The sequence below is a fragment of the Halomonas litopenaei genome (assembly GCF_017303055.1).
GTDB classification, from domain to species: Bacteria; Pseudomonadota; Gammaproteobacteria; order Pseudomonadales; family Halomonadaceae; genus Halomonas; species Halomonas litopenaei_A.
Genome location: NZ_JAEKJT010000001.1, coordinates 262,535 through 275,136 on the forward strand (window position 1 = coordinate 262,535; position 12,602 = coordinate 275,136).

General features: G+C 63.1%; 13 protein-coding genes. 10 read left to right on the plus strand and 3 right to left on the minus strand.

Annotated features, from left to right (window positions below):
* Positions 1-13 precede the first annotated feature (13 nt).
* The 4 genes from JF545_RS01305 (at position 14) to JF545_RS01320 (ending at position 2,799) form a co-directional block, all read left to right on the plus strand.
* Complete coding sequence (locus tag JF545_RS01305) at positions 14-1,168, plus strand: hypothetical protein (protein WP_242520554.1); 1,155 nt, start codon at positions 14-16, stop codon at positions 1,166-1,168.
* A gap of 63 nt (positions 1,169-1,231) precedes the next feature.
* Positions 1,232-1,567: a hypothetical protein gene (locus tag JF545_RS01310; RefSeq protein WP_206937474.1), complete on the plus strand. Its 336-nt coding sequence runs from the start codon at positions 1,232-1,234 to the stop codon at positions 1,565-1,567.
* Positions 1,568-1,634: 67 nt separating this feature from the next.
* Positions 1,635-2,072: a copper chaperone PCu(A)C gene (locus tag JF545_RS01315; protein WP_206937476.1), complete on the plus strand. Its 438-nt coding sequence runs from the start codon at positions 1,635-1,637 to the stop codon at positions 2,070-2,072.
* 238 nt (positions 2,073-2,310) lie between these two features.
* Positions 2,311-2,799 carry an SCO family protein gene (locus JF545_RS01320; RefSeq protein ID WP_206937479.1) on the plus strand — a complete coding sequence of 163 codons (489 nt, stop codon included), beginning with the start codon at positions 2,311-2,313 and terminating at the stop codon, positions 2,797-2,799.
* Positions 2,800-2,906: 107 nt separating this feature from the next.
* Here JF545_RS01320 and xthA read toward each other — a convergent pair whose 3' ends face one another.
* Positions 2,907-3,722 carry an exodeoxyribonuclease III gene (gene xthA / locus JF545_RS01325; protein ID WP_206937481.1) on the minus strand — a complete coding sequence of 272 codons (816 nt, stop codon included), beginning with the start codon at positions 3,720-3,722 and terminating at the stop codon, positions 2,907-2,909.
* The gene (locus JF545_RS01330; protein ID WP_206937484.1) at positions 3,722-3,979 is read right to left on the minus strand and encodes a hypothetical protein; all 258 of its coding nucleotides are present in this window, start codon (positions 3,977-3,979) and stop codon (positions 3,722-3,724) included. Before JF545_RS01330 ends, xthA begins: the two co-directional genes overlap by 1 nt.
* Before the next feature lie 203 nt (positions 3,980-4,182).
* Between JF545_RS01330 and rhlB the strand changes: the two genes are divergently transcribed.
* Both rhlB and dinG read left to right on the plus strand, forming a co-directional pair.
* Positions 4,183-5,457, plus strand: a complete 1,275-nt coding sequence (rhlB, locus tag JF545_RS01335; RefSeq protein ID WP_206937487.1) for an ATP-dependent RNA helicase RhlB — start codon at positions 4,183-4,185, stop codon at positions 5,455-5,457.
* A 115-nt stretch (positions 5,458-5,572) separates the two neighbouring features.
* The gene (gene dinG / locus JF545_RS01340) at positions 5,573-7,720 is read left to right on the plus strand and encodes an ATP-dependent DNA helicase DinG (protein WP_206937489.1); all 2,148 of its coding nucleotides are present in this window, start codon (positions 5,573-5,575) and stop codon (positions 7,718-7,720) included.
* Positions 7,721-7,830: 110 nt separating this feature from the next.
* Here the strand turns inward: dinG and JF545_RS01345 are convergent, their stop codons facing one another.
* Complete coding sequence (locus JF545_RS01345; RefSeq protein ID WP_206937503.1) at positions 7,831-8,904, minus strand: 3-deoxy-7-phosphoheptulonate synthase; 1,074 nt, start codon at positions 8,902-8,904, stop codon at positions 7,831-7,833.
* A gap of 301 nt (positions 8,905-9,205) precedes the next feature.
* Between JF545_RS01345 and rpoE the strand changes: the two genes are divergently transcribed.
* The 4 genes from rpoE (at position 9,206) to JF545_RS01365 (ending at position 12,449) form a co-directional block, all read left to right on the plus strand.
* Entirely contained in the window at positions 9,206-9,811 is a 606-nt protein-coding gene (gene rpoE, locus JF545_RS01350; RefSeq protein WP_206937507.1) for an RNA polymerase sigma factor RpoE, read from the plus strand.
* Between the two features lie 266 nt (positions 9,812-10,077).
* Positions 10,078-10,800 (plus strand): sigma-E factor negative regulatory protein, encoded by a 723-nt coding sequence (locus JF545_RS01355; protein ID WP_206937510.1) that lies wholly within the window; start codon positions 10,078-10,080, stop codon positions 10,798-10,800.
* Between the two features lie 111 nt (positions 10,801-10,911).
* A complete protein-coding gene (locus JF545_RS01360) occupies positions 10,912-11,982 on the plus strand; it encodes a MucB/RseB C-terminal domain-containing protein (RefSeq protein ID WP_206937528.1) in 1,071 nt (356 codons plus the stop codon).
* Positions 11,979-12,449 (plus strand): SoxR reducing system RseC family protein, encoded by a 471-nt coding sequence (locus tag JF545_RS01365; protein ID WP_206937531.1) that lies wholly within the window; start codon positions 11,979-11,981, stop codon positions 12,447-12,449. The genes JF545_RS01360 and JF545_RS01365 overlap by 4 nt, the downstream gene beginning before the upstream one ends.
* Positions 12,450-12,602: the final 153 nt, after the last annotated feature.

Here is a 12,602-nt window from a genome sequence, read left to right on the forward strand (position 1 = left end):
AAGCGAGGTAGCCATGTCGACAACACCGCTGGCGGGACGAGCCCTGCGCAGGTTGCTGTCCATTGCAGTGGGGGCAGCGCTGCCTGTTGCAGCGTCGACCGCGCTAGCCGCACCGACCCTGTCAGGGGGCATCATTGCCGATCTCAAGGGGCTCGAGCAGCAACTTGCAGATGATCCATCTGCAGTTGAGGACAAGGCCGAAAGCCAGGCTCAGCGGCTCAGTGCCGGCAATGCGGCGGATCGCTGGGCGGCTGCCTTGTACCTGCAGCTTGCGGCAGGTGCCGAGTCCGCCCAGGGGCGGCATCAGCAGGCCGCACAACATCTTGCCGCAGCACGGGAACTCGACGGAATAGAGGCGCAGCAGCGTGACCGCTGGCAGCGCCAGGAAGCCGAACTGCGCATCCAGGCAGGCCAGTCGTCTCGCGCGGCGGTGCTGCTCGAGGACTGGCTCCAACGCCATCAGGACAGCGATGCACTGTGGCTGATGGCCGAACTGGCCGCCGAGCAGGAAGCGTGGGACGAGGCCGCAGACTGGGTCGAGCGGGCCAGGCATCAGGATGCCGACCCGACGGCTGAACGCCGGCAGTTCGCCGGCGCCGTCATGCAGCGCAGCGGCCGGCTGGATCAGGCATTGGCGGACCTGGAGGCTGCCTTGGCTGATCACCCCGCCAATAGCGAGGGCTGGCGGCGCGCGGCGGCCATGGCTCAGCGTCTGGGACAGCCGCAGCGGGCTGCTGCATTGTGGGAGTCTGGCTGGCGCCATGGTGCGCTATCCGGGAGTGATGACCTGGAGCAGCGCATCCAATTGCACCTGGCGGCAGGTACGCCCGCCCGCGCGGCTGAGCTGCTGGCCATGGCCATTGAGCAGGGTGTCCTCGAGGCCACCGAGAGCCGTCAGCGCCAACTGGCCGAAGCCTGGTTTCGTGCCCGCGATCGCCAGCGTGCCCTGGCCGCCTGGCAGGCATTGGCCAGCGACCATGACCGGGGTAGCGACTGGCTGCGCTTGGGACAGATTGCCGCAGCCTGGGGCCAGGAGTCCGTCGCGGTAGGGGCGCTGAAGCGAGCGCTCGAAAAAGGAGAAACCGACGCAACGTCTTGGTTGGCGGCACTTTCCGAGGAGACTCCACCAGCGGACGAAGGCTCTGACATGGGCGGCACAGACAGCTGAGCGATCGCCGCCCGCAGCGCGATTGGGTTGTCGACGATCAACGTTCAACCGTAGACTTTGCGCATGAAAACACTTCGAAGCCCTTTATTACTGGTCGTTGTTCCAACGGCTGCGATTATCGTGCTGGCGGCGGCGATCTTTGGCTCCCAGGCGCTGTCGGACAGTCGCCTCGATGACGACGCTCGGCGCGCCTTGGCCTCGGCGCTGGGCACTTCCTCTTCCATCGAGCTGGCTCAGTTGCAGGAAGTACGCTATGGCTACGGTCTATGCGGCTCCTATCGCCTGTCACCCGAGCAAGGGTTTGCGTCCTTCTACATGGACACCACGACGGGGGACGTGGAGCTAGACGTCAATTCTCGTCGTTTCAACACGCATTGTGGTCTGTCAGCGCTCTGCTGACAGGCGATGCAGTGCTTCCCAGGTGTCAGCCCTGATGCTGTCTCTGCCCATCGTCTGGAGTTCTCCCATGCGTTTCATGTCTGCTGCTGTGTCTCTTGGTCTTGCTGGCCTGTTGCTGGCTACCCCTGTCGTTGCCGCTGAGCTGGAGATCAGTGACGCGCGTCTTCGCGTGCTGCCTGGAGACAGGCCTGGCGCCGGCTACTTCCAGCTGCATAATCCGGGCGAAGCGGCTGTCGCCGTGGTAGGCGCCGAGACCGATGCCTACAAATCGGTGGAACTGCACATGAGCATGGAACAGGACGGCATGGCCATGATGCACGGTGTCGAGCGCTTCGAGGTGGGGCCGGGCGAGACGCGAGAGTTTGCACCGCAAGGCTACCATCTGATGTTTATGCAGCCCCAGGCGACCCTCAACGTCGGAGACAATGTCGACGTGACGCTGTTGCTGGAAGGTGGGGGAGACGTCGCGACCACCTTCGAAGTGGTGTCTCCGGCAGCGCTCTGACACCTCGGGTCATCGCACGGGCTCTGGGTTGCCACGCAAGCGAGTTCCAGCGGTGGTGGCCCGCCGTCGCTTGGGTTATGACGTAGTTATTATGTAGTTATGACGTAATGATGCTAGGCATGGGGGTAGGATGACGTCGTTTGGGAAGCGCGCCTTGGGGGTGTGTCTTGGACTAGGGTGGCTTGCGCTCGCGGGCTGCGAGGATGCCAATTGGCGTGGCACGGACATTTCGGAGACCATGCCGCCGTTGGACTTCGAGCTGGTCAGCGAAAGTGGCGCCGGGATCGATGAAGGGGATGTCGCCGGCGACACGGTGCTCGTCTATTTTGGCTTCACCCATTGTCCCGATGTCTGCCCGACCGCCTTGGCGCGCCTGTCCGCCGCACTGCGGGAACTGGACGAAGCGGTTCGCGAGGATGTCACGGTGCTTTTCGTCTCGGTGGATCCCGAGCGCGATACTCCTGAGGTGCTGAAGGCCTACACCGAGGCCTTTGGCCCCCGCTTTGTCGGCGTCACCGGGGACAAGGCAGCCTTGGACGAGGTCACCAATCGTTATCGTGTCAGCTATCGACTGGGGGAGCCAGAGGCGGATGGTAGCTACGACGTTGATCATTCCAGCGCCATCTTTGCCTTCGATGCCGATGGTGATGCTCGGCTGTTGATGCGCGACAGCGACTCGGTAGAGGCCATCGCGGCGGACATTCGTCGCCTGGCGCAGCAGGGCTAGCCCGCGCTAGCAAGCCGCTACATACACGCCGCTACATGAAAAGGGCCGCCCGGTGGGCGGCCCTTTTCTGCCATGCAACAGATATCGCCAGCGGCGCCAGGTACTGCCTACAGGTCAAACTCGGTCCACACTGGCGCATGATCGGACGGCTTTTCCATGCCGCGCAGGTCATAGTCGATGCCGGCCTGGGTGGCGCGTTCGGTGAGGCTTGAGGTGGTCAGGATATAGTCGATTCGCAGGCCGCGCTTGGGCTCACGATCAAAGCCCTTGGAGCGATAGTCGAACCAGCTGAAGCGATCGTCCACGGTGGGGTACAGGTGACGATAGCTGTCGACGAGTCCCCATCCCTTGATACCGCTCAGCCACTCGCGCTCCACCGGCTGGAAGCTGGTCTTGCCCTCCCGCAGCCAGCGCTTGCGGTTGGATTCACCGATGCCGATATCGATGTCTTCGGGCGAGATATTGAAATCTCCCATCACCGCGAGGCGCTGCTCGGGCGAATGCTGCTGGTCGAGCAGCTGTTGCAGCTGAGCGTAGAACGCGCGCTTGTGGGGAAACTTGGTCGGATGGTCGACGCTCTCGCCCTGGGGAAAGTAGCCGTTGTAGACCCAGACGGACTCGCCGTCGGCGCATGGCAGGCGTGCGCCAATCATGCGCCGCTGAGCGTCCTCATTGTCATCGGGAAAGCCGTAGCGGATTTCCTCTGGCGTCTGACGCGTCAGCAGGGCGACACCGTAGTGGCCTTTCTGACCGAAGAAATAGACCTGGTAGCCCATGGCCTCCACCGCCTCGCGGGGAAACTCGCTGTCCTGAACCTTGGTCTCCTGCAGCCCAATCACGTCGGGCTGGTGGGCCGCAATCAGGGCTTCCAATTGATGCAGGCGGGCGCGAATACCGTTGATGTTGAAGGACACCAGCCGCATCAGGAATCTCCCTTGCCAGCATCGCTGTCAGGAGTGTCCGGACGTGAGGGGTGGATCTCGATGTTGGGGGCAGCGCGCATGCGTTCCAGGCGCTTGGCCGCCTGGTTCTTGCGCTGCTGCTTTTTCTTGGCTGAAAAGCGCCGGGACGAGGTCACTTCGTCGGGGTTTTCGTGGCGCCATTGCTTGTAGTCCTTGCGCCGACCGGTGCGAATGGTCACCTTGTCGGCCAGCGAGCGGGTCTTCTTGCGGCGTGTCATGACGCGGGGCTCCTCTCTATAATGTGCGCATTCTAACAGGGCGAGGGCTGACGGGGCAGCCGTCGTCGTGCAACGAATACGCATCAGGCAAGCCCAAACCGCCAGAGGCTGTTACAATGGCTGGCTTGAGTCAGGACATGAGAGCAGCCGCTCTGCGTGTCCCGTTTGCATTCACCTCCCGAGACGGACACACAGCACAGCCTATGAGCGAGTCGGAACAGACCACCGCACCGGCCGAGAGCCGCAAGCCCAAGCGTCGCCGTCGCAAGCCGCGGCGCCGTCAGTCCAACTGGGACCTGCGCCAGTTCCAGGTGCCCGCCGTGGCGGGCAAGTGGCGGTTCCATGACTTCGATCTGCCGCTGCCGCTGATGCGTGCCATTCATGCCCTGGGCTTTGAATATTGCACGCCGATTCAGGCCGAGGCGCTGACCCACACGCTGCTGGGTGGGGATGTGGTCGGCAAGGCGCAGACCGGGACCGGCAAGACGGCCGCCTTCCTGATTTCCATGCTGGCCTACTTTCTGGAAGAAGAGGCGCCGGACGGTCAGAAGGCTGGCGCCCCGCGCGCGCTGATTGTGGCGCCAACCCGTGAGCTGGCGCTGCAGATCGAGAAGGATGCCAAGGCCCTGGCACGGTTCACCTCACTCAAGGTGACCAGCGTTGTTGGTGGCATGGATTATCAAAAGCAGCGCGATGGTCTGGCAGGCAACGTGGACATCCTGGTCGCGACGCCTGGTCGCCTCCTGGACTTCCAGCAAAAGCGGGACATCGATCTGAGTCAGGTCGAGGTGCTGGTGCTGGACGAGGCCGACCGCATGCTGTCGATGGGCTTCATTCCGGACGTGAAGCGTATCATTCGCTACACCCCCAAGCCCGAAGAGCGCCAGACGTTCCTGTTCTCGGCGACCTTCACCGAGGACATCCTCAATCTGGCAAGCCAGTGGACGCATCAGCCTTCCCACGTGGAAATCGCGGTGACCGTGGACAACGCCGCGAACATTGATCAACGCGTCTACATGGTCAGCGATGACGACAAGCAGCGGCTGCTGGTGCAGTTGTTGCAGCAGGAGTCTTTTGATCGCGTCATGGTGTTCGGCAATCGTCGCGACCTGGTGCGCAAGCTTCAGGACCTGCTCAAGAAGGCCGATATCAACGTGGCGATGCTCTCTGGTGATGTGCCCCAGAACCAGCGCATCCGCACCCTGGAGCAGTTCCGCGAGGGCGAAATCCAGGTGCTGGTAGCAACGGACGTCGCCGGGCGAGGGATACACATCGAAGACGTCAGCCACGTCATCAACTACACGCTGCCGGAAGATCCCGAGGACTACGTTCACCGGATCGGCCGGACCGGCCGTGCGGGAGCCAAGGGCGTCTCGATCAGTTTTGTTGGTGAGGAAGATGCCTTCTCGCTGCCCGAGATCGAGCGCTTCATCGGTGACAAGTTGCCTTGTGAACACCCACCGGAAGGGCTGCTTTAAGCTCACCTGGGTGAACGGGTTGCCTGTGTGACAGGGCCGGCTCAGTGCCGGCCCTGCTTGTCTGTGGGCAATGCCTGCCCGACTTCCGTGATCGCCGAACATAGCGGGACCCGCCATGCTGGATGATGCCCTAAAACGCGAGATTCAGACCGCTTATCGCCGTGTGCTGGAGGCGTTGGAGCTAACGCCTCGCTACGGTCAGCGCCTGATGATCGCTGAAATTTCGCGCACCCTGGCCTCCATCGAAACGGATGAGGACGGCAAGCGCACGAGCGACGAGCATGTCTGCGTGCTGGAGGCGGGCACCGGTACCGGCAAGACCCTGGCCTACCTGCTGGCGGCATTGCCGGTGGCCAAGGCGCGGGGCAAGCGGTTGGTGCTGGCGACCGCGACGGTGGCGCTGCAGGAGCAAGTGCTGCATCAGGATCTTCCTTCGCTGAAGGCCCATAGCGGACTGTCCTTTGACTTTGCCCTGGCCAAGGGGCGGGGGCGCTATGTCTGTGTGGCCAAGCTTGATGCCGCCATGGACGGGGTAGAGGACAACCCCACGCTGTCGCTGTTCGAGCAGAGCCTGGACAGCGCCAGTGGCGACGACTTCAAGGATCTGGTCGCCGCCATGGGCGACGCCTACGGCAACGGTCGCTGGGAAGGGGATCGTGACAGCTGGGGTGAAGCTATCGACGATGCGCACTGGCGGCGCCTGACGGTAGATCATCGCCAGTGCACCAATCGTCGTTGTGGCCACTTTGGCGCCTGTGCGTTCTTTCGCGCTAGGCGCGATCTTGATCAGGCCGATGTCATCGTCGCCAATCACGATCTGGTGCTGGCGGACCTGGCGCTCGGGGGCGGCATGGTGCTGCCTGATCCAGCGGACTGCATCTACGTCTTTGACGAAGGACACCACCTGCCGGACAAGGCCATCTCGCACTTTACCCACCGCTTCAGCGTGGGTGGGGGCTTGCGCTGGCTGCGCAATCTCAAGGGTTCGCTGACAGAGCTCAATACAGCGTTGGGCGTGCAGCCCACCTTGGCACGGCTGCTGGCGGCGCTGCCGGTGGCCATGGATGCCCTTGAGCCAAGACTGGGTGAGATTTTTGCGCTGGGGCACCAGCTCGCCGAGCGTCCCCACGGCCTGGCCGACGAAGAGGATGGTGCCCAGCACCGCTTCGAGATGGGGCGCGTGCCAGAGGCCTTACGCACCCAGGCGGAGGGGCTGGTCGTGCCCTTCGCCGAGCTCTGCCGTCACCTGGAGTCGATGACCGATATCCTGCGTGAAAGCCTGGATCCCGAGAAGTCCACGGGGCTGGCACGTGAGCAGGCAGAGGCCTGGCTGCCCCTGTTGGCACTGTTGCACGGCAGGGCGCTGGAGGCCCATGCCCTGTGGCAGGCCTTTGCCGAGATGGATCCCGCGGACGCGCCGCCCAGGGCCCGCTGGCTGACGCTCGAGCGCTTCCAGGGGGAGCCCGAGCTGATCTTTTCGGCTAGCCCGGTGTCGGCGGCGCATACCCTGGCGCGCTCGCTGTGGGGGCGCTGCCACGGTGCCGTGGTGACCTCGGCGACATTGACGGCGCTGGGTCGCTTCGAGCGCCTGCAAGAGCGTGCCGGTCTGGCCAATCGTTATCGTTACCAGCGACTGCCGAGCCCGTTCGACTATTCGCGGGCCGTGTTGAGTGTGCCTAAGGAAGCGGTGGATCCGTCTGACCGTGAAGGGCATGAGCGGGCCATCGTTGACTTCGTCGAGGCTCTCGATGCCAGCGAGGCGGTGCTGGTGCTGTTTTCTTCTCGTGCACAGCTGCGCGGGGTAGAGAAGGCGTTGTCACGGGAGCGTCGCGAGCGGGTGCTGGCGCAGGACCGGTTGCCCAAGCGCGAGCTGGTCACCCGTCATCGACAGCGGGTCGACGACGGCGAAGGCAGCATCCTGTTTGGTCTGGCAAGTTTTGCCGAAGGCATCGATCTGCCCGGGGATTACCTGACGCATGTGGTTATTACCCGCTTGCCCTTCGCGGTGCCTGATGATCCGGTAGGCGCGACCCTGGCCGAGTGGATCGAGAGCCAAGGCGGCAATTCGTTCATGCGCATCAGCGTACCCGATGCGTCGATCAAGCTGGTGCAGGCCTGCGGCCGGTTGATCCGCAAGGAAGCCGATCGTGGCCGGATTACGCTGCTCGACCGCCGTGTGCTGACCCGTCGTTATGGTCGGGCACTGCTTGATTCACTGCCGCCCTTCGTGCGCGAGGTGGACGGAGTGCGCCAGTCAGGTTGAGCGGGCTCAGGCGGCAAAGATGGGGTGTGTCAGCACAACGCAACGAGCCCGCCATTGGCGGGCTCGTTGCGTGAAGACGCTGGTGCAGCCAGCTCTCTGGCTTGGTGGGGCTAGCCGAGGCGCTTGGTCAGTACCGGGGCCAGGCGCTCGTTCATGCCGCGCAGCGCTTCCACGGTAGTGTCCCAGTCGATACAGGCATCGGTGACCGAAACGCCGTAGGCCATTTCGCTGCGATCCTGCTTGATCTTCTGGTTGCCCCAGCCGATGTTGGACTCGACCATCAGCCCGATGATCGAGCGATTGCCGTCCAGAATCTGGTGGGTGACGTTGTCGAGCACCAGTGGCTGCAGGGCAGCGTCCTTGTTGGAGTTGGCGTGGGAGCAGTCGATCATGATGTTCGGCTTCACCCCAGCCTTCTTCAGCTCTTGCTCCGCCAGCGCCACGCTGACGCTGTCATAGTTAGGCTTGCCGTTGCCTCCGCGCAGAACCACGTGGGCATAGGCATTGCCACGGGTGCGGATGATGGCGACCTTGCCCTGCTGGTCGATGCCGAGGAAGTTATGGGGGTGAGCCACCGACTGCAGCGCATTGACCGCCACGTCCAGGCTGCCGTCAGTGCCGTTCTTGAAGCCCACCGGACAGGACAGGCCAGACGACATTTCGCGGTGGGTCTGAGACTCGGTGGTGCGAGCACCGATCGCCGACCAGCTGATGCAGTCCTGCAGGTACTGAGGGGAGATCGGGTCAAGCGCTTCGGTGGCCAGTGGCAGGCCAAGCTCCGACAGTTCCACCAGCAGGCGCCGAGCGATGTGCAGTCCTTCCTCGATCTCGAAGGAGTCGTTGAGGTGAGGGTCGTTGATCAGTCCCTTCCAGCCAACGGTGGTGCGCGGCTTCTCGAAATACACGCGCATGACGATGAACAGGCTGTCCTTTACCTCATCGGCGAGGCGGCGCAGACGGCGCGCGTAATCCAGCGCTGCGTCGACGTCGTGGATGGAGCAGGGGCCGACGACCATCAGCAGGCGCGGGTCGCTGCCGTCGAGAATATTCTGGACGGTCTTGCGGCCTTCGATCACCGTGGCCTCTGCCTCGGCGGACAGTGGAATTTCCTGCTTCAATTGCTCTGGGGTGACGAGAACATCCTGGGCCAGGACGTTGAGGTTGTTCACCTGCTTGTCGGACATGAGGTCTACCTGTGTGTATCGTGTCAGCGCTGACGTTTTTGCGTGGTCCTACTATCCCTTGAGGCAAGGGAAACTTCAATCGTTCAACGGAACCTTGTCGCGCATCCGCTGTCCGACCGGCTTCAACAAATAGAGCCAGAGAACGCTTGATGCGAGACACGGAAACAGGAACACTTGTGCCTTTTATCATGACGAGTCTTATGACCTATACGTCGCCGACGGGTGAAAGGGGCTTCCCTGTTGCCACGGGCCAGTCCGAGGGTCCGGCGCCGTCAGCCCGACACCGTCGGGGAGGAGAGAGATGACGGCCAAGGAAACGGACCAGCAACTGGTAGCGCGAGCCCAGAAGGGCGATACCCGCGCCTTTGATCTTCTGGTCAAGAAGTATCAGCACAAGATTCTCGGACTGATCGGGCGCTACATCAATGATCATGCCGAGGTGCAGGACGTTGCTCAGGAGGCCTTTATCAAGGCCTATCGCGCACTTGGCAAGTTTCGGGCTGAGAGTGCTTTCTATACCTGGATGTACCGTATTGCCATCAACACCGCCAAGAACCACCTGGTATCACGTGGTCGGCGTCCGCCGGGCAGTGATCTGGACATCAACGATGCCGAGATTCTGGACATGAGCGGTCGGCTCGCTGACATCGAGACGCCCGAGGCCTCGATTGCTCGGGATCAGCTTGAGTCAGCGGTGTTTGAGGCCATCGAAAATCTGCCCGATGACCTGCGTACCGCGATCACCCTGCGTGAACTCGACGGTCTGTCCTATGAAGATATTGCCCAGATCATGCAATGTCCGGTCGGTACCGTGCGATCGCGTATCTTCCGCGCGCGGGAAGCAGTGGATCAGCATATTCAGCCGCTGATGACCACGTCGCGCAATGCGGAATCCCTGTCTGAATAGGCGGCAGGAGCGGCTTTAGTGGCCTGGGGAAAAGGGCAAATCATGCGACTTCCCCATTTTTTTCAAATTGAGATGAACTGTTGGCGAGAATGGGCGTCTTACCCAGTGACTGACCGATACATGCATTGGGCTTCCATTGCCTCACGCCGCACGCTGTAGCTGGCTTCAAGGCGGCAGAACAAAGGCAGTTCGGTAGTGGAACCTGACGCCGATTCTAGGGTCTTGGACCTGTAGGCGTGACGCTTCGTCGAAATGAGGTGTGGAGAATGAGTCTGAACGCACGGGAATCGCTTTCAGCCCTGATGGACAATGAAGGTGACGAGCTGGAGCTGCGTCGGGTGCTGAAGGCACTGGATGGCGACCAGGACAGCGCAGAAAGCTGGCGCCGTTACCATCTGATGCGGTCTGCTCTGCGCCGCGAGACAGATACCGATCCCTCCGTGGATCTGTCGGCCGGCATCATGGCCCGACTGGAGGATGAGCCTGCTCCGCTGGTGGAGTCGTCCCCACAAGGCACAGCGCAGCGTGGAGGCATTGGCCTGGCGCGCGGAGCGGGCATTGCGGCGGCGGTGTCGTTGATGGTGATCAGCGGCGTGCAGTTCTACAACTCGTCCTTTGATGCCGCGCCTGCCGCTGGCACTGCAGGCTTGGCCGCCGGAAACGGTGCCGCCCAGCCGGCCAGCGTGTCTAATGCCAATGCCGGCGCGGAGCTGGCCAGCGTGGCGGCCTCGCGCCCCTCGCTGATGGATTTGCCGATGTTCCAGTCCGGGGCCGGCAATGGAGCTACGAATAGCGGGTTGATGACGGTCGGTGCGCAGGTGGCGTCACCGATGATGCTGTCACCTTCGGCCCAGCAATCCCGGGTCAGCGATCAGGCCCAGGCACAGCTGTTGCAGTCCTACCTTGATCGGCATGCCCAGGGCGCCGCCTTCAGCAGCGCCGACAACTGGATGCCGATGCTGCGCAGTACGCCCGTCGAGGCGCGCTGAACAGACGCGGATTGCCGCAGCGATGACTGTCGCTTGCGCACATGATGGATTTGTCCGGCCCCTGATGGGGCCGGGCGTCGTTAATGACAAGCCTGTCGGGACACACCTCCTATGCCATATGCAGGGCCGCATGCTTCCGTGACGGGTCGGCTGACGCTCCTTCTCGCCTGCCTGTGCCTTTCTCCGCTGACGCTGGCGCAGAGCGCGCCCGTCTCCTCCAGCCCTGCGCTTGCCGGGGCGCCGTCTGAGGCGGCTGATGTTCAGAGCGTCTATGACTGTGCCGCGCTACCTGCACTGGCGCCTCCCTCTGAACCGGGAGAATGGTTCGAGCGCAGCGTGTGGGCATCCCATTGTTACCAGTATCAGGCCCGCGCGGTGCGGATTGTCGATGACGAGGTGGTTACCCTGTCGGTAGCGCGAGACATCCGTCAGGGGGTGGAGCGAGATCGCCTGCACTTTCTTGATGGACCTAATCGTTCGCTGCTGCGAGAGGGCGGTGCCTTTCGCTTCGAACTGCCTTCCCCGGAGGGTGCCGCACCGGCTTCCCCCGAGGCCCTGGTCGAGCATCTGAGCCATTTCTATCGCCTGCGACTCGACGGTGAAGAGCGCATTGCCAACCGGGCGGCGGTGCGGCTCGAGCTGCTGCCCCTGGATGACATGCGCTACGGCTATCGCATGTGGCTGGACCGGGAAACGGCGATTCCTCTAAAGCGGGCGCTGATCGATGACAACGGGCGCGTGCTGGATACCTTCCAGGTTGTCGCGATGACACCGCCGCAGCGCTATCAGGGCAGGGTCGAACTGAAGCGCCCCGCGTCCTCTGCGACCCTCGCCTGGCGCGCCGGCTGGCTGCCGGGTGGGTTCGTTGCCCAGCCTCTGATGGCGATGGCGGACGATACCGATGAGCCCCGTCGTCACAAGCTTTACAGTGATGGCCTGTCGACCATCAGCCTGTTTGTCGAGCCGGTTGCCGGGGCGCGGGCGCTGCGTCCTGGGGTGCACCGACTGGGCGCCAGTCACGCCGCGGTACGTCGGATTCAGCAGCAGGGACAGTTGCTCCAGGTGGTGGCCGTCGGTGAGTTGCCCCCCAGCGTATTGATCCGAGTGGTCGAGACCCTGGAGATGGGAGAGGCGTCATCGGCTCCCTCGTTGACGACTGACGGCCAGAGCGCGTCATCATGAGTGGGTCCTGCGCCACCGCAGAGGCGACCGTGATCGGCTGGACCCTCGACGGTATTCGGGTGGCCGTGAAGCCTCAGCCTGGCTGCGGGCAGTGTGCTGCGCGGGGCGGTTGCGGCGCCCGTTGGCTGTCCCAGGACACGCCTGAGCGCCGTGAGCTTGAGGTGGCGACCACATCCCGGCCTCCCATTGGCAAGCCTGTGACGATCAGGCTGGCCTCGGCGACGCTGGTGCGAGCCAGCGTGTTGATGTACGGGCTGCCGCTATGGGTGGCGTTGGGCCTGACCCTGCTGGTGGAGCTGGCCTGGCCGGAGCACTGGTCATCGCCTCTCGCCTTTGTTGCTGGGCTGGTGGTCGGCGCGGCGTTGCTGCGTCGTCATCTGCAGCGGCAGGGAGCACAGTTTCGCCCTCAGTTGGTGGGCGCGCCTGTCGATGTGTCGGACGAGGCGGCCGAGGTGCGGTCTCGTTAAGGGTGGCTTGCTCGCTAACGATTGAACCTTTTGCGCTGGCGACGGTAAAACATGTAGCGACCCCAGGGACGCATCGAATAGATGACGCACAGAGCGGTGTATTCCGTGCCTCTCTCAGGTCGCTTCTCTCGCAATCAGAGTCCTAGCAGGAGC

What these genes read in the sequence shown, in the direction of transcription:
- JF545_RS01305 (WP_242520554.1), top strand. Translation starts at nt 14, where the DNA reads ATGTCGACAACACCGCTGGCGGGACGAGCCCTGCGCAGGTTGCTGTCC.
- JF545_RS01310 (WP_206937474.1), top strand. Translation starts at nt 1,232, where the DNA reads ATGAAAACACTTCGAAGCCCTTTATTACTGGTCGTTGTTCCAACGGCT.
- JF545_RS01315 (WP_206937476.1), top strand. Translation starts at nt 1,635, where the DNA reads ATGCGTTTCATGTCTGCTGCTGTGTCTCTTGGTCTTGCTGGCCTGTTG.
- JF545_RS01320 (WP_206937479.1), top strand. Translation starts at nt 2,311, where the DNA reads ATGCCGCCGTTGGACTTCGAGCTGGTCAGCGAAAGTGGCGCCGGGATC.
- xthA (WP_206937481.1), bottom strand. Translation starts at nt 3,722, where the DNA reads ATGCGGCTGGTGTCCTTCAACATCAACGGTATTCGCGCCCGCCTGCAT.
- JF545_RS01330 (WP_206937484.1), bottom strand. Translation starts at nt 3,979, where the DNA reads ATGACACGCCGCAAGAAGACCCGCTCGCTGGCCGACAAGGTGACCATT.
- rhlB (WP_206937487.1), top strand. Translation starts at nt 4,183, where the DNA reads ATGAGCGAGTCGGAACAGACCACCGCACCGGCCGAGAGCCGCAAGCCC.
- dinG (WP_206937489.1), top strand. Translation starts at nt 5,573, where the DNA reads ATGCTGGATGATGCCCTAAAACGCGAGATTCAGACCGCTTATCGCCGT.
- JF545_RS01345 (WP_206937503.1), bottom strand. Translation starts at nt 8,904, where the DNA reads ATGTCCGACAAGCAGGTGAACAACCTCAACGTCCTGGCCCAGGATGTT.
- rpoE (WP_206937507.1), top strand. Translation starts at nt 9,206, where the DNA reads ATGACGGCCAAGGAAACGGACCAGCAACTGGTAGCGCGAGCCCAGAAG.
- JF545_RS01355 (WP_206937510.1), top strand. Translation starts at nt 10,078, where the DNA reads ATGAGTCTGAACGCACGGGAATCGCTTTCAGCCCTGATGGACAATGAA.
- JF545_RS01360 (WP_206937528.1), top strand. Translation starts at nt 10,912, where the DNA reads ATGCCATATGCAGGGCCGCATGCTTCCGTGACGGGTCGGCTGACGCTC.
- JF545_RS01365 (WP_206937531.1), top strand. Translation starts at nt 11,979, where the DNA reads ATGAGTGGGTCCTGCGCCACCGCAGAGGCGACCGTGATCGGCTGGACC.